General features: G+C 66.1%; 17 protein-coding genes and 2 pseudogenes. 13 read left to right on the forward strand and 6 right to left on the reverse strand.

Annotated elements, in window-relative coordinates; genetic code table 11:
* Positions 1-225: 225 nt before the first annotated feature.
* The 3 genes from ACSKB9_RS38410 to ACSKB9_RS38420 are packed head-to-tail and all read left to right on the forward strand — an operon-like array spanning position 226 to position 3,076.
* Positions 226-2,037, forward strand: a complete 1,812-nt coding sequence (locus tag ACSKB9_RS38410) for a PAS domain-containing sensor histidine kinase (protein ID WP_225163246.1) — start codon at positions 226-228, stop codon at positions 2,035-2,037.
* Positions 2,030-2,770, forward strand: a complete 741-nt coding sequence (locus ACSKB9_RS38415) for a peptidoglycan-binding domain-containing protein (protein ID WP_438079565.1) — start codon at positions 2,030-2,032, stop codon at positions 2,768-2,770. The genes ACSKB9_RS38410 and ACSKB9_RS38415 overlap by 8 nt, the downstream gene beginning before the upstream one ends.
* 33 nt (positions 2,771-2,803) lie before the next feature.
* The gene (locus ACSKB9_RS38420; RefSeq protein WP_438079566.1) at positions 2,804-3,076 is read left to right on the forward strand and encodes a DUF6894 family protein; all 273 of its coding nucleotides are present in this window, start codon (positions 2,804-2,806) and stop codon (positions 3,074-3,076) included.
* A 337-nt stretch (positions 3,077-3,413) separates the two neighbouring features.
* Here ACSKB9_RS38420 and ACSKB9_RS38425 read toward each other — a convergent pair whose 3' ends face one another.
* Positions 3,414-4,535, reverse strand: coding sequence for a hypothetical protein (locus ACSKB9_RS38425; protein ID WP_438079567.1), 1,122 nt, complete (start codon positions 4,533-4,535; stop codon positions 3,414-3,416).
* 241 nt (positions 4,536-4,776) lie between these two features.
* Between ACSKB9_RS38425 and ACSKB9_RS38430 the strand changes: the two genes are divergently transcribed.
* Positions 4,777-5,121 (forward strand): DUF1491 family protein, encoded by a 345-nt coding sequence (locus ACSKB9_RS38430; RefSeq protein ID WP_016841837.1) that lies wholly within the window; start codon positions 4,777-4,779, stop codon positions 5,119-5,121.
* Here ACSKB9_RS38430 and ACSKB9_RS38435 read toward each other — a convergent pair.
* On the reverse strand, positions 5,118-6,050 hold the full coding sequence (locus ACSKB9_RS38435; protein ID WP_438079568.1) for a DUF2336 domain-containing protein: 933 nt from the start codon (positions 6,048-6,050) through the stop codon (positions 5,118-5,120). The genes ACSKB9_RS38430 and ACSKB9_RS38435 overlap by 4 nt on opposite strands.
* Positions 6,051-6,345: 295 nt before the next feature.
* Between ACSKB9_RS38435 and ACSKB9_RS38440 the strand changes: the two genes are divergently transcribed.
* Positions 6,346-6,540 (forward strand): hypothetical protein, encoded by a 195-nt coding sequence (locus tag ACSKB9_RS38440; RefSeq protein WP_438079569.1) that lies wholly within the window; start codon positions 6,346-6,348, stop codon positions 6,538-6,540.
* A 16-nt stretch (positions 6,541-6,556) separates the two neighbouring features.
* A complete protein-coding gene (locus tag ACSKB9_RS38445) occupies positions 6,557-7,324 on the forward strand; it encodes a hypothetical protein (protein WP_038379546.1) in 768 nt (255 codons plus the stop codon).
* Here ACSKB9_RS38445 and ACSKB9_RS38450 read toward each other — a convergent pair.
* Positions 7,321-8,181 (reverse strand): LysR family transcriptional regulator, encoded by an 861-nt coding sequence (locus ACSKB9_RS38450; RefSeq protein ID WP_438079570.1) that lies wholly within the window; start codon positions 8,179-8,181, stop codon positions 7,321-7,323. The genes ACSKB9_RS38445 and ACSKB9_RS38450 overlap by 4 nt on opposite strands.
* A gap of 91 nt (positions 8,182-8,272) precedes the next feature.
* On the opposite strand from ACSKB9_RS38450, the gene ACSKB9_RS38455 reads away from it, so the two are divergent.
* Positions 8,273-9,115, forward strand: a complete 843-nt coding sequence (locus tag ACSKB9_RS38455) for an MBL fold metallo-hydrolase (RefSeq protein WP_438079571.1) — start codon at positions 8,273-8,275, stop codon at positions 9,113-9,115.
* Here ACSKB9_RS38455 and ACSKB9_RS38460 read toward each other — a convergent pair.
* The 3 genes and pseudogenes from ACSKB9_RS38460 to ACSKB9_RS38470 all read right to left on the reverse strand — a co-directional run bounded on the left by ACSKB9_RS38460 (position 9,112) and on the right by ACSKB9_RS38470 (position 12,595).
* Positions 9,112-9,732: a DUF1254 domain-containing protein gene (locus ACSKB9_RS38460; protein WP_438079572.1), complete on the reverse strand. Its 621-nt coding sequence runs from the start codon at positions 9,730-9,732 to the stop codon at positions 9,112-9,114. The two genes, ACSKB9_RS38455 and ACSKB9_RS38460, sit on opposite strands and share 4 nt — an antisense overlap.
* A complete protein-coding gene (locus ACSKB9_RS38465) occupies positions 9,729-10,307 on the reverse strand; it encodes a DUF1214 domain-containing protein (protein WP_016841830.1) in 579 nt (192 codons plus the stop codon). Before ACSKB9_RS38465 ends, ACSKB9_RS38460 begins: the two co-directional genes overlap by 4 nt.
* A 1-nt stretch (position 10,308) precedes the next feature.
* Positions 10,309-12,595: pseudogene (locus ACSKB9_RS38470) on the reverse strand (transglycosylase domain-containing protein).
* 288 nt (positions 12,596-12,883) lie between these two features.
* Here ACSKB9_RS38470 and ACSKB9_RS38475 point away from each other — a divergent pair.
* The 6 genes and pseudogenes from ACSKB9_RS38475 (at position 12,884) to ACSKB9_RS38500 (ending at position 20,253) form a co-directional block, all read left to right on the forward strand.
* Positions 12,884-13,420 carry a YcgN family cysteine cluster protein gene (locus ACSKB9_RS38475; protein WP_438079573.1) on the forward strand — a complete coding sequence of 179 codons (537 nt, stop codon included), beginning with the start codon at positions 12,884-12,886 and terminating at the stop codon, positions 13,418-13,420.
* A gap of 159 nt (positions 13,421-13,579) precedes the next feature.
* Positions 13,580-15,174 (forward strand): annotated as a pseudogene (locus ACSKB9_RS38480) (MDR family MFS transporter).
* Between the two features lie 478 nt (positions 15,175-15,652).
* On the forward strand, positions 15,653-16,876 hold the full coding sequence (locus tag ACSKB9_RS38485) for an ABC transporter substrate-binding protein (protein WP_076833190.1): 1,224 nt from the start codon (positions 15,653-15,655) through the stop codon (positions 16,874-16,876).
* 94 nt (positions 16,877-16,970) lie between these two features.
* Positions 16,971-17,846: a branched-chain amino acid ABC transporter permease gene (locus tag ACSKB9_RS38490; protein WP_438079574.1), complete on the forward strand. Its 876-nt coding sequence runs from the start codon at positions 16,971-16,973 to the stop codon at positions 17,844-17,846.
* Position 17,847: 1 nt separating this feature from the next.
* Positions 17,848-18,774: a branched-chain amino acid ABC transporter permease gene (locus ACSKB9_RS38495; RefSeq protein WP_076833577.1), complete on the forward strand. Its 927-nt coding sequence runs from the start codon at positions 17,848-17,850 to the stop codon at positions 18,772-18,774.
* Complete coding sequence (locus tag ACSKB9_RS38500; protein WP_092079536.1) at positions 18,775-20,253, forward strand: ATP-binding cassette domain-containing protein; 1,479 nt, start codon at positions 18,775-18,777, stop codon at positions 20,251-20,253.

Consider the following 20,253-nt stretch of genomic DNA (forward strand, 5'->3'; position numbering starts at 1 on the left):
CCACCATTTCGAAACCATAGAATGTCGCATCCGGAAACCAGCCGTTCACCATCCCCGACAAATGGCCGGTGAATAGCGGGTCAAACCCACTCCAATGCACGGTGTTTGGCGGCAGGCCGCCCAGCCTTAGCGTTCGCTTAAGTTCACTCTGACACGTTGACCTGCAATCACGAAGGAGGCGTTCCGGCGCGTCTGTGTTGACGATTGAGCCGAAGCGCGAGTGCTGTGAGTAGTTTGAGTCTGATCCGCGATTGCCTGGATGCGCTGCTGCATCCGTCGGCGCAATATGATGCGCTGACGCGTGCGCGCCATCGTGCCTTCATGGCGCCGCGGCTGCTCGGCAGCCTGGCGGCGCTTGCCTCGTTCCCTGCCTTTCTTGCGATGCGCGGTGCGCCGACGGCGATCGAGGTCGCGGCATTCGCCTGGCTGATAGCGCCGATCCTGCTGTCGTGGTTCCTGTCGCGCACCGGCCGCTATGAAGGCGCGCATGTGCTGTCGTCGCTGGCGCTCGCCGGTCTCGTGATGATGATCGCGGCGACGACCGGCGGCATCGCCTCGTTCGCCGCCGTGTGGCTCGTCGTCATTCCGATCGAGGCGGCGCTGTCGGCCTCGCGGCGCGTGGTGGCGTTTGCGTTCGCGCTGGCGATGATCTGCGCGGCGCTGCTGAGTGTGCTCGGCCATTATCATGTGCTGCCGGTCATCGATCCCGCGGTTGCCTCGAACAGCACGCTGGTCGGCTTCGGCCTCGTATCGGCGATCTTTTACGCGGCCGGGCTCGCCTTCGGCGCGGAGTCGCTGGCGCGCACCAGCGTGGCGCTGCTCTATGTCGAGGAGGAGCGCTACCGCCTGCTCGCGCATAACATGAGCGACGTGCTGTCGCGGCACAGCCGCAACGGTGCGGTGCGCTTCATCTCGCCCGCGGCCGAGAACATGCTCGGCGTGCCGGCATCGCGGCTGCTGGGCCATGGCCTGTTCGATCGCGTTCATGTCGCCGATCGCCCGGCCTATCTCACGGCGCTGTCGGACGCCGCGCGCGGTGACTCCCGCAGCGTCGAGTTCCGCGTGCGCCGTGACGGTGCGCGGGGCGAAGTCGCCGCCGAATTCATCTGGGCCGAGATGCGCTGCCGCCCGCTCGATCAGGCCGCCGCCGATGCCGAGGTCGTCGCCGTGATCCGCGACGTGACCGATCGCAAGGTGCAGGAGCAGGCGCTCGAACAGGCGCGCAATGTGGCCGAGCAGGCCGATGCGTCGAAGACGCGCTTCCTGGCCACCATGAGCCACGAACTGCGCACCCCGCTCAACGCCATCATCGGCTTCTCCGAGATGATCGCGCAGGAAGACGTGCTCGGCCTCGACGTGGCCCGCCGCAAGGAATACGCGCAGCTGATCAACGATTCCGGCCAGCATCTGCTGTCGGTCGTCAACGGCATCCTCGACATGTCGAAGATGGAGTCCGGCAATTTTGAGATTTCGCCGGAGCCGTTTGCGCCGCGGCCGGCGCTGCTCAATTGCTGCAATCTTGTGGCGTTGAAGGCGCGCGAGAGCGGCGTCGATCTCGTCACCCGGGTGCCCGACGATCTGCCGATCGTGAACGGCGATCCGCGCGCGTTCAAGCAGATCGTGCTCAATCTGGTCTCGAACGCCATCAAGTTCACCGAGCGCGGCGGCAAGGTCACCGTGTCGGCCGGCGTCGAGGGATCGCGGTTGGTGCTGCGTGTCTCGGACACTGGCGTCGGCATCGCCGCCGATGATCTCAAGCGGATCGGCGATCCGTTCTTCCAGGCCGGCAAGACTTATCAGCGCCGCCACGAGGGCACCGGTCTTGGTCTTTCCATCGTGAAGGGGCTGGTCGGCCTGCACCACGGCGAAATCAATGTGGAGAGCAAGGTGGGCGAGGGCACCATTGTATCGGTCGCGCTGCCGCTGGCGTTCACCCCGCCCGCCGCCGTCGAGCCGTCCAGCAATGTCTCGACCCTGAAGCCCGCGCTGCGTTCCGGACTACAAGAGCAAACCCATCAGGTGAAGAAGAGTGCCTAGACAGACTTTGGATGACGATGAAACGCCGCGCCGTCGCCGCGGCGCCAAGGCAGTGGCCATCGCGGCCGAGGAGGAACGTGGCCTCGTCCTGCGCCTGCTGCTGCACAGTCCGAAGGATCTGGTCGCCGGCGTGCTGGCGACGTCTGCCATCGTTGCGATCCTGATCAATGCGCTGTTCCTGCAGGCGGGCCGTCATCCGTCGCCGATGTTCGGCGGTTCGGTTGTGACGCTGCCGCCGCCGGCCCCGGTTGCCGCGGCCACCAGCCCGATACCGCGCCCGCGTCCGGCGGAGGCGGCTGCCCGATCGGCCGAGCCCGTCGACGTGAAGCCGGTGGAGACCAAGCCGGCCGAGACCAGGTCCGTCGAAGCCAGGCCGGCAGAACCCAAGGTCGAGGCCAAGCCGGTCGATCCGATGGCCAATCTGGTGCTGAAATCGACCACTGCGCCGCCGGCCGCAGCACCGTCCCCGGCCGCCGCGCCGTCCAGCGTCATTCGTCCGCCGGCGTCGATTCCGACACAGCATCTGAGCCCGGCCGGAAAACGCATCGCCGCGGTCCAGCGTACACTGACCGAGTATGGCTACGGCCAGCTCAAGCCGACCGGCACGATCGGCGCCGACACCCAGCACGCGATCGCGAAGTTCGAGCGCGCCCGCAAGCTGCCGGTGACCGGACAGATGTCCGATCGCTTGGTGCGCGAGCTCGGCGCGATGATCGGCCATTCGATCGAGTAGTCTCTCTGCGAAGGCATTGAATATGTATTCGTCATGCCCGGGCTTGTCCCGGGCATTGACGTCTTTGAGACTTGTTGCAGCCAAGACGTGGATGGCCGGGACAAGCCCGGCCATGACGAGTTAAGGCGCGTCGCCAAGCAGAACGTCCCTGACCTCGTCGGAGAACAGCTTCCTGCGTCCGGCCACCAGCACCCATTCCGGATCGTCGCGATCCGGAATAGCGCGCGGCATGCCGTGATCGAGCAGGGCCTGCGCGCAGCCCACCCAGTCGCCGCCGCTGACCGGCTCGTTGCAGGAGGCCCATGACAAGGAGCCGGACGCGTTGTCGCCGAAGCCGTGCTGCTCGGTCCACTCCGCGCCGTGCTCGAGCAGGAATCGCGTCAAGCCGGCATTGCCGCGGAACACCGCGTGATTGAGTGCCGACGCATCCCAGTCGCCGCCGCGCACCGTGATCGGCCAGCCGAGCTCGACCATCAGCCGCACCGCATCGTCGCCGCCAGCCGCGGCGAGCTCCGGGAGCAACCGCAATTGCTGCGGTGAAAGTGAACCTGGAAGATCGGGCCGACCGGCCTGGATTCGCCGCGCCTCGTTCTCGTCACCGCTGCTGCACGCCGCGACGAACCGCTCATCATCGGCAAGCGTCTCATCGCCGGTGCGTTCGCGCAGCAACTCGGCGACCTCGGTCAGTCCGAATTGCAGCGCGTACCTGTAGGCGCTGAGCCCGCCTGGTGTCGTGATGCGCGGATCCGCGCCGGCGTCGAGCAGTGTCGCGACGCAGGTCCGCGACCGCCGCCGGCGGATCGCCCACAGCAGCGGCGAGCCGCATTCGGTCAGCGGCGCGTTGCCGGCGGGTTCGTTTGGATTGCCGCCGTGCCGCCGCAGCAAGTTCGAGCGCCGCCACGTTCTCGTCATCGAGCACCTTGTACATCGCGTTGGTGCCGGTGATCCGCGCACCATGCTCGAGCAGCAGGCCTGTCGTCACCGAGCCTTCGAGCGAGTGGTAGAGCGATTCATTGTCGTTCGGATTGGCGCCCGCTTCGAGCAACAGTCTGGTCAGTTCGAGATCGTGATTGCGGCCGGCGGCGCCATAGAGTGCTGACAGCGGATTGCTGTCATCGGGCGCCTCCAGCGATCCCGGCGGCCAGCGGCTGCTGATGTGCTGGTCGGGATCGGCGCCGGCCTGCAGCAGCAGGCGTGCGCAGCGATGCAGCCGCGTCTGAAATTCCGGAATCTGCAACAGGCCGGAATGCGTCACAGCGACCAGCGGCGGCAGTTTGAACGGACCGCCGGGACGGTTGACCCATGTGGGATCACTCATTGCGGTACGCCGAACGATTTCCGCGTCGCCGACGGCGCAGGCGAGATAGGGATCGTCGGCGACAAGGCCGGGATCCTCGGTGAGCATCCGCGCCGCAACGCGCGGATTGGCGCGGTCGGTGGTCCCGGCGACGTCCGCGGCATAGACCAGCTGCAGCCATCGCCGCACGCGATCGGCCTTGCTTTTACCAAGCGGCAATTGTGCGTCGACATAGCGCCGCAGGTCCGGCCAGGAGGCGAAGCCGAGATCGCGCGCCACGCAGGACTGCGCATCGTGCAGCCGCAGATCAAGCGCGGCGATTTGAGCGTCGCTGCGCCCGGCCGCAGCCGGAAGCGCATGCCGGAAACGCGCGTAGGCCTCTGGCGCCTGCCGCCGATAAAGGCGAATGAGCTCCTTGGCCTGCTTCTTCAGATGATCGAGATTCAATCGCCCGGGCGATCGGTCCATGGAAACCTCCGTGCATCATCGCCGATGGTCCACAAAACCGGCTGCACAAAGGCTTGGTTGGCCGCTCAATGGGTGCAAGTGGGTTCAACCCTTCCCGTGGACCCGGGCGCGGCTTGCACCGCAGATGCAAGGATATGGGTGACGATTGGTTCGGTCAACCCGCCGCTGCGGACACCCGCCGCTGCGTGACGACATCTGTGACAATTGGACGTGGCCGCGCCGCTGGCCTATAGCTCGGCGCATGCGATTGAAAACCAGCATATGGGTCGCGGCGTATCTGCGCCGCTGCCAGACCGAGGGCGTGTTCGGCGCAGTCCGCAAGAAGGGCGCCGAGGAAGCCGGCGCCGTGTTCGTCAAGGTGGCGCTGATGGACGGCAACGCGATGTTGTATGCGCCGGCGCCGCAGACGGTCTATGATGACAGCCGTCCGGTCGAGCGGCTGTTCGTGCCGACGGCACCACAGCCGGTATCCGAGCCATCTGTCGAGGAGCGCTTGACCAAGGAGCTCCGCTTCGATCCCGACGCCTGGATCGTCGAGACCGAGGACCGTGCCGGGCGGCACTTCCTCGATCTGGCGAAGGGCTAACTTCCAGACTTCTGATTTCGGACAGCGGGCGCGCTGCCGGGTTGCAACGCGGGGCGCGTCTGCGAGGATGTCGCGCGCACGCGATGGCGCTCATCGTCATAGAGCGACGAGCGATACCTGGCGCGGGCCACCGCCATGGTCGAGCCGCGCCACGCCGCCAGCATCACCAACGCCGAGCGCTCGCTCAGGCGATCGTAGAGCCGCGACAGCCGATAGACGTAGTTGACCGAGGAGCCGGCTTCCGGATTGAGGAACATCAGGATCCGCTGAAACGCGGCGCTCGACACGTCGAGCGCTCGCATCGCGCAGGCGAGTGGCTCGCCGCCGGGATCGTTGACGACGTCCGCGGCGATCCGCGACGGCAGGATCAACGCTTCGCCGAGTTCGAGCGTGAAGTTATCGAGGTCCTCGGCAAACGCTGCCATCTCCAGAATATGGATCGCGCGCGCGGCGCGCGCAGCCGGAATCCGCGCCGCGGCCTTCAGCGGCGTCTCCTGCAGATTGTGCAGGATCTGCGCGCGCTCCTTCGTGCTGGCGGCAAAGAACATGTCGGAGATTTCGGCGGCATCGTTCGGCCGCATGGCGAGGCTCGTGGCCACCCGCAGCTCGGCTTCGGTCGGGATCTTGGCCGGCAGCGCTGACGGTGCGGGCGCGGGAATTGCCGCGGCCGCCGGCATCGGCTGGTCGGGACCGACGCGGCGCAGCTCGAGCTTGTCCACGATCCGGGCGGGAGTCGCCGGATAGATCGCAAGCCGCGCGCGGACCGCGGCGCGGGTCGCGTCGTCGACCTCGTCGATCAGGCGCGTCGTCAGCTCGACGAACTGGCGCTCTTCATCGGCGGAGTGGGCGCTCGCCTGCACATAGAGGTCGGTCAGGACGCGCAGCAGCGTCGGGCGGATGTCGACGCCCTCGCGACGGGAGAGCGTCATCAGCCCATCAAAACCAGGAAATAGCGGAGCTGCGCTCATCTCGGGCGTACGCGACTTGCCAGTGAACTTCGGTTTGAAAACCTTGTGGCAGCGAGCCTATGCAGGCTGTTTTAAGAGGCAGTTAAGGAAAACAAGCCGTGAAGGTGAACGATCGAATTTGCGCGTGTCTATTAAGGCACAGCGCCATATCCGTAACCGTCCGTACCGGCGGCTTAAGATGTCATTAACCATGCGCGTTCTTAACTCGGCATGCGCGGGGCAAATCATGTCCGTGCGGGGCCAGAGAGAACGGAACATGGGCACCATCGTTGAGTTTCCGGCGGATGCGGCTGCACGGCGGCCGAGCATGGCCGGTGCTGCCGGCGAAGGCATGGGGACCGTACTGATCCTTCCCGTCGTCCGGATCGAGCGAACGACGGAGGAGACCGGCGGTGGTCGCGGACCGGAGCAGGGCGCTGCGCAGGGCCGCCGTCGCCGACGCCGCTCCTGATCGCGGACATCGGGCAATGCCGGAGCTTGTGCAGCGGACCGTCGCGCGGCGGTCACTCCCGGCGCTGATCCTGCTGCTGGCAGGCTCGGCGCTCGCCGGCTGCAGCGGCGGCGATTTCGGCCGCACCCGCGCCGATTTCCGCAACGACGATATGCATCGCTGGATCGGTGCCGAGGCGACCGGCAGCATCGGCAAGAACGCTTCGCAATTCCAGCTCACCGAACACGAACGTCAGCTGCGCGACCTCGCCTATCAGTTCATCGAGCCGCCGCTGTCGCGTCCGGCGTGGAAGAGCGTGTTCGGCGACTACCAGCCGCTGCCTTCGCCGTGGCGGCAGAGGGTCGTGTTCGATCGCACCGCCTATGGCCGCAATCTGATCGATGAGCCGCATCGCTCGTTCGCCTCGCGCTATTCGCTGCTGATCGACGAGGTGCGCGACGACATCACCCGCTTCGAGCCGTTCTTCGCCACCGCGATCCAGGTGATCGAGCTCGATCGCAAGCGTAATGCCAGCCTCCACATGATCGCCGATGTATCGCCGCGTGAGCGGGCTGACGCGGTGGCGCGGATGGAAGAGAACACGCTGATCGTGCAATGGGTCCAGCAGGCCCTCGAGCGGCGGATCTCGTCCTATCGCTGGGCGCTGGAGCGGCTGGTGATCCAGGCGCCCGACGGCATGGCTGCCGACGCCGAGCGCCAGATCAACGAGCTCGCCCGGCTCACCGCCAATGCGCCGCTCATCTCCGCGCCGGTCACGGGCCAGGCCGTGGTGACGAAGGGCTAGGCGCGCTTCGCCTTCTTCGCTGTCGATTTGAGCCGGCGACTGTTGGCTTGCCGCGGCAGGCTCGCAATGAATTCCTTCAGCGCATCGGAGGGCGGGTGGGCCGAGGGATAGGCGAGGCCGACCTGGCGAGTCACGTCGATATCGATCGCGCGCATCGTGACATCAGGATTGCCGCGCGCCACGCCCTCGGGGACGATGGCGACGCCGACCCCGGCCGCCACCAGCGCCATCGCCCACTCCTCGGATTCCGCGATCGCCACCGGCTTGCGCGGCGGTGAGGCACGCTTGAAGAATTCCTGCTGTTCGCAATGGCAGCGATCGATCATCGGAACGCCGGCGAAGTCGGTGGTCCGCAGCGTCTCCTTCAGCGTCAGGGGATGCGAGGGCGGCAGTGCCGCGACATAGCGCTCGCTCCACAGCGGGATGAAGTGCTCGCCGGCGCCGACCATGGTCTTGGCGACGATCCGCGCGTCGGCCTTCTCGCTGGCGCCGACCAGCCGGAGCGCAAGATCGGTATTGCCGGTCAGCGGCTTCAGCAGCGCGATGGTCCGGGCCTGATCGAGCGTCCGCAACAGGCCGAGCGTCAGCGCCTGCCGCGTCGCGGGCTTGCGGAAGAGGTTTCGCGCCGCGTCCGCCTCGTCGATGATCCTGCGGGCGATGCCGTGAAACTGCGCGGCAGAGGCGGTCGGGGCCATGCCCTTCTTGTGCCGGATGAACAGCGTGGTGCCTAGCTCGGCCTCGAGATTGGTGATCGCCGCTGAGATCGACGGCTGCGAGATGAAGCAGCGCTTTGCCGCGGCGGTCAGATTGCGCTCGCGGTAGACCGCGGCGAAGTAGCGGAGTTCGCGGATATCCATAGGCATATCCTATCACAGAGATAGAAAGACAATATTTTACCTATGGAAACGCGAGTGGCAAGTCTGCGCCCGTTACAGCGGAGGACCTGTCATGCGCATCCACCATCTCAACACCGGCACGATGTGCCCGATCGGAAAGCGGCTCGTGAACGGCAGCGGCAGCATCTTCCAGCGGGCGCGGATGGTCTGTCACTGCCTGCTGGTCGAGAGCAATGATGGCCTCGTGCTGGTCGACACCGGCATCGGGCTCGACGACATCGGCGACCCGCCGCGGCTCGGACGCAAATGGGTGCGGCAGACGACGCCGCGGCTCGATCCGGCCGAGACGGCGGTGCGGCAGGTCAAGGCGCTCGGCTTCTCGCCGGGCGATGTGCGCCATGTGCTGCTGACGCATCTCGATCGCGATCACGCCGGCGGCGTGCCGGACTTTCCGAAGGCCAGGGTGCACGTCCATCGCAAGGAGTACGACATGGCGGTGACGCATCAGGTCACGCCGCCGCAGGGGCGCTACATCACGGCGCAGTGGCAGCACGGGCCGGACTGGACGTTCTATGGTGCCGGCGGCGAGGACTGGTTCGGCTTCAAGAGCGTGCGCGCGCTCGGCGACCGCGAGCCGGACATTCTGATGATCCCGTTGCCGGGCCACACGCTCGGCCATTGCGGGATCGCGGTGCGCGACAAGGACAGCTGGCTGCTGCACGCCGGCGACGCCTATTTCCACCACGCGCAGCTCGATGCCAGGCCGCGGATCCCGCTGGTGCTCGGCATGTTCCAGCGCCGGGCGGACATGGATCGCGCGATGCGCATCCAGAACCAGGAGCGGCTGCGGCAATTGAAGGCGGCGCATGGCGCCAATGTGACGATCGTCAACAGCCACGATCCCGTCGACTACGAGACCTGCCGCTGCGGCCGGCACGCGCTCGCCGCGAGCTAGCGCTTGCGTGCCGCAGGCGGCGGGGCCGGCACAGGCAGCGGCGGCGGCGCCTCCTGCTTGGCTGCGACCGGCTCGGTCTGCACCTTGCAGGAGGAGGCGGCGAGCGAGGCCTGCGCCTGCGGCATCAGGCCGGGCTCCGGCGCCAGCGCCTTCAGGAGGATCAGGCCGGTTGAGGTCGGCGAGTCGATGATCAGCCGGTCGGCAGCGGTGATTTCCTCGTCCTCCGGCAGCTCGTTGTGCTGCGCCTCCGTCATCAGGTCGAGCTCGATCACCTTCTTGCCGGCGGAGCGATCGTTGATCGCGTAATAGGCGACCTCGTTGCGGGTATAGAACGACACCGACGTATAGGCCTGGCTGACCGGCACGGTGAGCTTGAGCGGCCCGGTCGAGAGATCGTAGCGGCAGATCGCCACCGCGAAGGCCGGATCCATCAGCGGCATCGGCGAGTGGCTCGGGTCGGCCAGCGGCAGCTGCGTCACCTCGTTGAGCTTGGTCATCGGCGTCAGCCGCGAATAGGCGTCCTGCGAGGCGATGCGCGGCAGCGCCAGCACGCTGACGAGATGCACCACGCCGCCGAGCAGCACGCCTGCGAGGATGGTGAGCAGCAGGCGGATCATGGGCAGCCCGTCGTTGCGATCGAGGGCATCGGCGCGTCGCGCTGGGTACGGGTCGCGACCCCGACCGGCGTGTCGTAAAGGCGCAGCATCAGCGCGTAGCGCTCGATGCCGCCGGTCGGCAGCCAGTTGCCGGCGCGCGAGCGCGAGGCGATGTGGATCTCGAACGTGCCGTCGGAGGCGCGCATGATCTCCTGGCTGGTGAAGCCGTAGCGTTGCAGCGTGTTGGCGACCAGGTGCCCCTTGCGGTCGAACAGCGTCAGCGTCCAGAACCGCGCCGCCGGCGTCACGCCGCTGACCACGATGTCGCAGCGGCCGTCGAGCGGCTTGTTCTTGTCGTCTGTGGTCGCCGAGAACGCGATGCCGTCGCCGGTGCCGATCGGCAACTCGCCGCTGCGCGCGATGGTGGCGCGCGAGTAGGGATCGACATCGGAGGTGCCGCTCTTCGGCCGCGCGGTCCAGGCACCGATCTTCAGCGTGCCGAGATCGGTGCCGCGGGTCGCCGTCGCGTAGGTCAGGCCGAGGCCGACGGCGGTGGCGATGACGAGTGCCAACAAGGTGGTGAGGAGGAGCCGCACGTCAGTTCTTGCGTGGCGGTGCCGGTGTCGCGCCGTCCGGCCCGGCCGCGGCAACGTAGTTTTCGGGGAACGCCAGCGCGCTCGAGGACTCGGCCTTGCCGGTCTTCGAGGACTCGTTCAGCGTGGTCTTGCCGGTGGTCTTCTCAGCCGTCCTGGCCGCGTCGTCGAGCATCTTCTCGACCCGCACCAGGATATCCGCGCCGCGCTTGGTCAAAACCGGCGGCGGACCCGGCTTGGTTTCCAATACGCGCGGCGCCGCGTTGGCCTGGGCATTGGTCTGCGCCGGCTGCGGCGGCAGCTTCTGGCCCATGCCGACGCCGACGAGCTCCTTGACCTCCACGCCCTGATGCGCCGCGACCATGATGTCGTGCCAGGTCTGCGCCGGCAGCGAACCGCCGGTCATGCGGTTGGTCGGCGAATAGTCGTCATTGCCGTACCAGACCGCGCAGGTGAAGTTGCCGGTGTAGCCGACGAACCAGGCGTCGCGATAGGCGTTGGTGGTGCCGGTCTTGCCGGCGGTCGGAATGCCGTCGAGCGCGGCGCGGCGCGCGGTGCCTTCGCTGACCACGTGGCTCATCATGCCCGCCATATCGGCGGCGATGTTCGGCGGAATGGCTTGCCGCGGCTTCGGACCGTCGCGATCCCAGCGCCAGACCAGGTCGCCGGCGCCGGTGCGCACCTCGAGCACGGAATGCGGCGTCACTGCCTTGCCGCGGTTCGGGAAGGTCGCATAGGCAACCGCGTGCTCCAGCACCGTGACTTCGTCGGAGCCGATCGGCAGCGACGGCGTATCGGGCAGCGGCGCCTTGAGGCCGAAGCGGCGCGCGACCTCGACGATCTTGGCGCGGCCCGCCTTCGGCCCTTCCTTGCCGCCCATCATGATCGAGAGCTTGACCGGCACCACGTTGATCGAGCGGGTGATCGCCTGCGTCAGCGTGACCTGACCCGAATAGGAATGGCCATAGTTCTGCGGGCACCAGTTGCCGATGCAGACCGGGCCGTCCACGATCTTCGAGTTCGGCGTGAAGCCGTTCAGCAGCGCCGTGGTGTACACATAGGGTTTGAACGATGAGCCCGGCTGGCGATAGGCGTCCGTGGCGCGGTTGAACTGGCTCGCACCGTAGTCGCGTCCGCCGACCATGGCGCGGATGCCGCCGTCGAGATCGGACACCACGGTCGCGGCCTGCGTCGCGTGATAGTCGCGCCCGAACTGTCGCAGCTGGTTCTCGATCGCTTCCTCGGCCGCCTTCTGCACGTTCATGTCGATCGCGGTGCGGACCACGAAGACGCGCTCGGTGTAGGATTTCGGGAAGGTGTCGACCAGCTTGCGCATCTCGTCGAAGGCATAGTCGAGATAGTAGTTCGGCGAGTTCTCGTCGCGCCGGTCGACCGCGACCGCGGGATTGCGGCGGGCACCGAACACCTGGCCCTCGGTCATGAAGCCGGCATCGACGAGGTTGTCGAGCACGACATTGGCGCGGGCGCGGGCCGCGGGCAGGTTGATGTGCGGGGCGTATTTGGTCGGCGCCTTGAACAGGCCGGCGAGCATCGCGGCCTCCGCGAGATTTCACGTCGCGCACCGACTTGTTGAAATAGAAATGCGCCGCGCCGTCGACGCCGAAGGTGCCGCCGCCCATATAGGCGCGGTCGAGATAGAGCTTCAGGATCTCGTTCTTGGTGAGCCGCGTCTCCAGCCAGATCGCGAGGAAGGCTTCCTTCACCTTGCGCTCGATGGTGCGCTCGTTGTTCAGGAACAGGTTCTTGGCGAGCTGCTGGGTGATCGACGAACCGCCCTGGCGGACGCCGCCGGCCTGCGCGTTGGTGACCAGCGCGCGGGCAAGGCCCGGCACGTCGATGCCGAAATGGTCGTAGAAGCGGCGGTCCTCGGTCGCGAGCGTCGCCTTGATCAGATTGTCCGGAAAATCTTCCAGCGGGATCGAGTCATTGTGCTTGATGCCGCGGCTGCCGATCGGGTTGCCGTAGCGGTCGAGGAACGTCACCGCGAGGTCGGACTTCTTCAGCCAGTCCTCGTCGGCGGTCTCGCGGAAGGCGGGGATCGCGAGCGTCAGCATCAGGATCATGCCGCCGAGCCCAAGGGTTGCGGCCTCCGACAGCGGCTCGATGAACACCCAGCGCTTCCAGCGGCCGACATAGAAGCGGTCCATGAAGGTGGAATAGCGCTCGTAGAGCTCGCGCAGGCCCTTGCCCGACGAGAACAGCGTCGAGTCGATACGCGCATCGAGGTCCAGGAAGAAGTTCCGGACCGTCTGTTTCCAATGCGACGGCATGATCTGAAAGGACCGGACCCTTGATCAGTTCGACAGCGCTGCGGGCGCCCGAACCGGGCACAGGGCAGCGTCTTGCTTCGATGTTGCGGCAATCCCAAGGCGCTTTTGCGTCGATGGGGACTCGTTCGTTGTTCTATCCGAGCGGCTGCCATAAACCAATGGCGCGGCTTGTGAATTTAATGGGAGCCCTAACGCTGCCCACCGGCTTTTTCGACCCCGCAATGCCACCCCCTTGCGCAAGCGTTGCCGGCATCCCAAGAAGAGTTGTACCGCCATTTCAGGGACATCATGACCGCACCGCCCAAGCGCCCGTCGGACCAGGAGGGATTCTTCTGGAAAACCAAGACGTTGGAAGAGATGTCCAACGCCGAATGGGAGAGCCTGTGTGACGGCTGCGCACGATGCTGCCTGGAGAAGCTCGAGGACGAGGACACCGGCAAGATCTATTTCACCCATATCTCCTGCAAGCTGCTCGATTCCGGCCTCTGCACCTGCAAGGACTACCCGAACCGTTCCGACCAGGTTCCGGATTGCGTCCGCCTGACGCCCGAAAACGTCCGGACGCTGAACTGGCTGCCGCCGAGCTGCGGCTACCGGCTGGTGGCCGAGGGGCGGGACCTCTATTGGTGGCATCCCCTGATCTCGGGCGATCCCAACACCGTCCATGAAGCCGGCGTCTCGGTGCGCGGGCGGGTGGAGGGCACCGAGCTCGATGTCAACGACGCCGATCTCGAGGATCATATCGTGCGATGGCCGGCTCTGCTGCCGAAACGGGCACAATTGAAGAAGCGGCCGAAAACGCTGGGCAAGACGACCAAAGCGTGACGTCGTCGCCGCGTCCGCGATCACGTCACCGCGAGACCGTCGCGGCGGGATGCACCCATGCGCTGGGGTGCCTGCCTCAGCATTCAATTGCTGCATAAATTGCGAAGCAGAGAATGATTCCATCGCGGGACGCGCCCGCGCAGCAGCATTACGCCTCAAATGAACAAGTATGAACGGCAGAGCCGGATTCCTGCCGACCAAGAGACATTGCCCGACGACATTGCCGAAGAGCTGTCCCGCCTTCCGAGCGAGGTGATCGAACTCAGCGAAGCGCCGCCGCTGGCGCCGCCGGCACCACTCAATCCGGACGAGGTCCGCACCATCGTCATCAGCCTGATGCTGACGATGTTCCTGGCCGCGCTCGACCAGACCATCGTCGCGACCGCGCTGCCGACGATCGGGCGCCAGTTTCACGACGTCACCAATCTGTCCTGGGTGATCACGGCCTATCTCTTGGCCTCGACGGCGGTGGCGCCGGTGTTCGGCACGCTGAGCGACATCTATGGCCGCCGCGTCATGATCATCACCTCGCTCAGCCTGTTCGTGGTCGGCTCGGTGCTGTGCGCGATCGCGCCCAGCATGACGATGCTGATCGTTGCCCGCGGCCTGCAGGGGCTCGGCGGCGGCGGCATCATGCCGGTGGTCCAGACCGTGATCTCCGACGTGGTGAGCCCGCGCGAGCGCGGCCGCTATCAGGCCTATTTCTCCAGCGTCTGGATGGCCGGCGGCATTCTCGGCCCGGTGGTCGGCGGCGTGTTCGCCGAGCATCTGCACTGGTCGATGATCTTCTGGATCAATCTGCCGCTCGCGGCGGCGGCGCTGGCGCTGCTGCTGCCGAAGATGGGCAAGATCCCGGTGTTCCACCGCAAGCGCAAGGTCGACTGGCTCGGCGGCATCCTGCTGATGGCCTCGGCCGTCGTGTTGATGCTGGTGCTGACCTGGGGCGGCACCCGTCTGTCCTGGCTGTCGCCGACCATCACCGCGATGGTGGGCGCCTCGATCGCGCTCGCCGGCGCCTTCGTCTGGCACGCGCGCCGCGCCGACGAGCCGTTCCTGCCGCTGTCGCTGCTCGGCGGCTCGGTGGTGCCGTTCGCGATGGGGCGGGCGGCTGTGCGCTCGGCGCCATGGTCGGCCTCACCGTGCATCTGCCGCTCTATTACGAGGTGGTCTATCATCTCACCGCCAGCGAGGCCGGCCTCGCGCTGATCCCGCTCGCGGCGATCTCGACCTTCGGTGCGGCGATCGCCGGCCGGACCATGGCGAAGGCCAAGCACTACAAGCGCGTCGCCATCGTCGGCACCTCGGCGGCCGCGATCTGTGCCGTCGGCATGGCGGTGACGACGCTGCCGCTGTGGGGATTATTGCTGTTGATGAGCGTGTTCGCGCTCGGCCTCGGCACCACATTCCCGATCAGCGTGGTGTCGTTGCAGAACGCGGTGGCGCGGCCGCAGGTCGGTACCGTGACCGGCGCGATGAACTTCTTCCGCGCGATGATGGCCTCCTTCACGGTCGCCGCCTTCACTACCATCCTGCTGATGACGCTGGGGACCGACATCTCGCTCGCCGGCGAGCATCATGCCGCCTCCGCCGGCACCGTCAGCGCGATCCCGATGGCCGACATGATCCATGCGTTCCGCTACGTGTTCGGCGCCGCCGCCGTGCTGCTGACCACCGCCTCGATCTGCATGATCACGATGGAAGAGCGCCCGCTCGCTGGTCCCGCCGCCCACCCGCCGGCGGAGATGGCGGAGTAGGGGCGGTCGCCTCATACACCGCTGTCGTCGCCGCGGCGGATGTTGTGAATCGGACTCGTCGTTCCAAATCGCGTAACAATGAGCATCCGTGGTTGTGGGTCCCCGCTTTCGCAGGGACGGCACTGAGCTTGTCGCACGGCCAGCGGGCAACAATCCGCGTTCTCGCGACATGAATTGCCCGAGCCGTGCTTTTCGTTCCGCTCTCTCCGCTTCGCTCGCCCCGCGTAATTTGCGCAGCGAGGAATGACGATCTGAGCGATCGGTGCACCACCACTTTATTCCCCCGCTGCCTCATGTTTGTTCATTTGGTGAGCGCCGACCCACTACTTTAGTCGCCGTCCTTGCATGGCGATCTGCGCGCAGTTTCACTTGCTGCGCATTTTGTCGCGGCTATAGTCGCGCCCCAAGAGCTCGAAGCAGCCGAAGAAAAGAGGAGAGAAACAGGGTGACAAGAACATTGCGACTCCCCGTGCACGCGATGCAGAAACTTGCAGGAGCGGCCGTGTTGGGCCTGTTGGCTGCGGCGCCGAGCGGAGCGCTGGCTGCCGACACCCTCAAGATCGGCGTGATCGCCGAAGCGCAGGCGATTGCCGGTGCATCGATCCCGCAGGCGGCGCAGCTGGCCGCCGACGAGATCAATGCCAAGGGCGGCATCGACGGCCGCAAGATCGAGATCGTCAGCTACGACAACCACTCGTCCTCGGCGGATTCGGTGCGCGCGTTCCAGCGCGCGGTCAACGAAGACAAGGTCAACGTCGTCATTTCGAGCTACATCAGCGAAGTGGTGCTGGCGCTGGAGCCCTGGGCTTCGCGCCTGAAGACGCCGTTCGTCACGCCCGGCGCCGCCTCCAACGAGATCAGCAAGAGCGTCCACGCCGATTACGAGAAGAACAAGTACACCTTCCACGGCTACCTGACCTCGGCCGCGCTGGCGCTGTCGGTCTGCGACGCCGCCAAGGAGCTGCTGGTCGATCAGAAGCACATGAAGACCGCGGTCATCATGAGCGAGGATGCCGCGTGGACCAAGCCGCTCGATGTCGGCTACGAGGAGTGCCTGCCGAAGATCGGGCTCAAGGTCGTCGACCATATCCGTTTCTCGCCCGACACCACCGACTTCACGCCGATCTTCAACAAGGTCGAAGGCTCCAAGCCCGACGTGATCATCACCGGCATCTCGCATGTCGGCGTGCAGCCGACGGTGCAGTGGAAGAACCAGCAGGTGCCGATCCCGATGTTCGGCATTTCCTCGCAGGCGACCAACGAGACCTTCGGCAAGGACACCAACGATGCGGCGGAAGGCGTGCTGTATCAGGGCGTGTCCGGCCCGAACGTCGCGGTGACGCCGAAGTCGGTGCCGTTCGCGGAAGGCTTCAAGAAGCGCTACGGCAACTATCCGTCCTACGCGGGCTACACCGCCTATGACGAGGTCTACTACATCGCCGATGCGGTGAAGCGCGCCGGCTCGGTCGAGGCCGACAAGATGGTCGATGCGCTGGAGAAGACCGACTGGGAAGGCACCATCGGACGCGTCCAGTTCTACGGCAAGGACGATCCGTTCACCCATTCGATCAAGTACGGCAAGGGCCTGATCACCGGACTGATGCTGCAGTGGCAGGGCGGCAAGCAGGTCGCGGTCTGGCCGAAGGAGGTCGCCAAGAGCGACCTCAAGTTCCCGAGCTTCATCAAGGTCACCACGAACTGACTGATGATCATGCTCCCGGGCCCCACCCGGGAGCATCCCTGTTCGGTTCCGTGTCCTCCACAACAGGCAGCCCTGCTGCCGCGGCCAATCTGAGATGCTTGCCCTACAAATCCTGATCGATGGCTTTGCCATCAGCGCGCTCTATGCGCTCGGCGCCACCGGTTTCACCCTGATCTTCGGTGTCTCCGGCGTCCTCAACCTCTCCCACGGTGCCATCATGGTGGCCGCGGCGGTCGCGGCCTGGGCCGCGGCCAGCGTGCTGCACCTCGACATCTACACCGGCGCGCTGTTCGGTGTCGGCGTCGCGCTGATCGTGTCGTTCGCGACCTATTTCGCGGTCGTCAAGCCGATCCAGAATTCGAGGCGGATCCCCAACGAGGAGAAGGAAATCTTCGTCCTCACCGGCACCCTGCTGTGGGGCATCATGATCCAGGAGCTGATCGCCTATTTCTTCACCAACAACGCCAAGACGGTGCTGCCGATCGTCGAGGGCGTCGTCGACATCTTCGGCAACCGCACGCCGCGCAACAATATCTTCACCGCGCTGGTCTGCTGCCTCGTGATCGGCCTGCTGTGGCTGCTGGTGAACCGCACCAGGACCGGCAAGGCGGTGCTGGCGGCCTCGATGAACCCGCGCGGCGTCACGCTGCTCGGGCTCGAGCTCACCCAGATCTATATCGTGGTGTGGGGCATCTACGGCATTCTCGCCGGCATCGCCGGCGTGCTGCTCGGCATGTTCCTCGGCGTCAGCTCCTACAGCGTCGGGCCGCTGACCGCGAGCGCGTTCTCGATCGTCGTGCTCGGCGGCCTCGGCAGCGTGTTGGGCTCGCTGATCGCAGCCTTCGTCGTCGGCTATCTCGAGACCATCACGGCCTACATGATCTCGCCGGCCTATCGCACCATTCCGGCGCTGCTGCTTCTGGTGTTCGTGATGTATATCCGGCCTCAGGGCCTGCTCGGGAGGCGCTGAGATGGCCAGCTTCTTTTCCTCGCGCCTGTTCTTCATTTCGCTGTTCTGCGTGGTGGTCGCCGCGACGCTGCCGTTCTACGTCTCGGGCTACATCCTCGGGCTGCTGACCGTCGCGTTCTATTTCGGCGTGTTCGCGATGGCCTGGGACCTCTTGTTCGGCTTCGCCGGCGAGGTGAATTTCGGCCCGACCTTCCTGATCGGCACCGGCGCCTACACCGCAGGGATCCTCAACAACCAGTTCGGCTGGTCGGTCTATGTCTGTATCCTGCTCGGCGCGCTGGCCTCGGTCGTCGCGGGCTTCGTGCTGGCGCTGCCGGCGCTGCGGGTGAGGGGGCCGTATTTCGGCCTGACCACGCTGGTGGCGGTCTTGATGCTGCAGAACTTCGTCGTGGTGTTCGCAGATCTCACCGGCGGCGAGATCGGGCTCACCATTCCTGACGTCATCACCATCAATGCCGGCGCCAATTACTGGATCGCGCTCGGCTTCATGACCGTGAGCGCGGCCATCCTCTATGGCCTGTCGCAATCGCCGGTCGGTCTCGTGCTGCAGGCGAGCGGGCAGGACCCGGTGCAGGCCGGCGCGCTCGGCTTCAACATCGTCAAGCACAAGCTGGCGGCCTTCATCGTCAGCGCCTTCTTCTCGGGACTGTCGGGCGCACTGCTCGTGTTTTACTTCGGCACCGCCTCGGTCGGCACCGTGGTCGACGTCGCGGTCGGCGTAAACGTGATCGTGTCCGCCGTGCTCGGCGGCCGGCGCACGGTGCTGGGGGCCGCGCTGGGCGCGATCTTCCTGATCGTCGCCGGCGAATTCCTGCGCCCGACCGGCGAGCTTGCGACCTTCATCGTCTCGGCGGTGGCGCTGCTCGTCGTCCTGTTCTTCCCCGGCGGTTTCCTCGGAGCGGCCCTGTCACGCGAGGCGCGCTCTTAAATGGATCAGACTGTGACCACAGCAACGCTCACCGTCCGCGGATTGACCAAGCGATTCGGCGGCTTGACCGCCGTGAAGAACCTCTCGTTCGATCTGCATCCCGGCGAGATCCTCGGCCTGATCGGGCCGAACGGCTCGGGCAAGTCGACCGCGATGAAGAGCGTGATGGGCATCGAGCGCCCGACCGCCGGCGAGGTGTTGTTCGAAGGCGAGAACGTCGCCGGGCTGCCTGCGCACAAGATCGCGCGCAAGGGCTTTGGCATGGTGTTCCAGCACTCGCGGCCGCTGAACCGGCAGACCGTGCTGGAGAACATCATGGTCGCGCTGTTGCCCGACAGCCTGTTCATGCTGTTTCCCGACAAGGCGCTGACCGAGCGCGCCAAATGGATCGCCGAGCGTGTTGGCCTCGGGGCGGTGATGGACCGCCGCCCGCCGACGCTGCCGTTCGCCGACCTGCGTCGGCTGGAATTGGCCAAGGCGATCGCGCGCGATCCCAAGGTCGTGCTGGTCGACGAGCCCTTCGCCGGTCTGACCAGCGCCGAGGTCGGCACCTTCTCCGCATTGATCCGCAGCTTCCGCGACGAGGGACGCGCGGTGATGCTGGTCGACCACAACGTCAAGAGCGTCGCGGCGCTGGTCGACCGCGTGCTCGCGATGTATCTCGGCGAGGAGATCACGACCGGCCGCGCCGAGGACGTGATGAAGAACGAGACCGTGCGGCGGGTCTATCTCGGCGGCGCGATCCAGACCCATGCGCGGCCCGAGACCTCGTTCAAGGACAAGGTGCCGCTGCTGCAGGTCGAGAATGTCAGCGTGCATTACGGCAAGGCGCAGGCGCTGGAGAACGTCTCGATCCACGTCCATGAGGGCGAATTCGTCTCCGTCGTCGGCCTCAACGGCGCCGGCAAGACCACGCTGTTCAACACCATCTCGGGCTTCCTGCCGTATACCGGCGAGATCCTGCGCGGCGGGCAGCCACTGCGCGGCACGGGACCCGCGAAGATCGCTCGCTCCGGCCTCGTGCAATGTCCGGAATCGCGCGAATTGTTCGGCGAGATGACGGTGCGGGAAAATCTCGACCTCGGCGGCCAACATCTCGACGACGCGGCGCGGGCCAAGCAACTCGCCTGGCTGTTCGAGCTGTTCCCGATCCTGAAGGAACGCCAGGGCCAGATGGCGCAGACGCTGTCCGGCGGCGAGCAGCAGATGCTGGCAATCGGCCGCGCGCTGATGATGCAGCCGCAGATCCTGATCCTGGACGAGCCGACGCTGGGGCTTGCTCCTGTTATCCTCGAGCTGCTGTCGAAGGCGCTGGAGAAGCTGCGCCAGACCACCAAGATCACGGTGCTGCTGGGCGAGCAGAACGTGACGTTTGCGCTTCCGCATGCCGACCGCGTCTATGTGCTGGAGCACGCGCGGATCGTCTGGGAGGGCGATCCGGGCCGGTTCGCCGCGGAGGCCGGCAAGGACTTTCTCTGA

The sequence above is a fragment of the Bradyrhizobium sp. BR 1433 genome (genome assembly GCF_051547665.1).
GTDB classification, from domain to species: Bacteria; Pseudomonadota; Alphaproteobacteria; order Rhizobiales; family Xanthobacteraceae; genus Bradyrhizobium; species Bradyrhizobium australafricanum.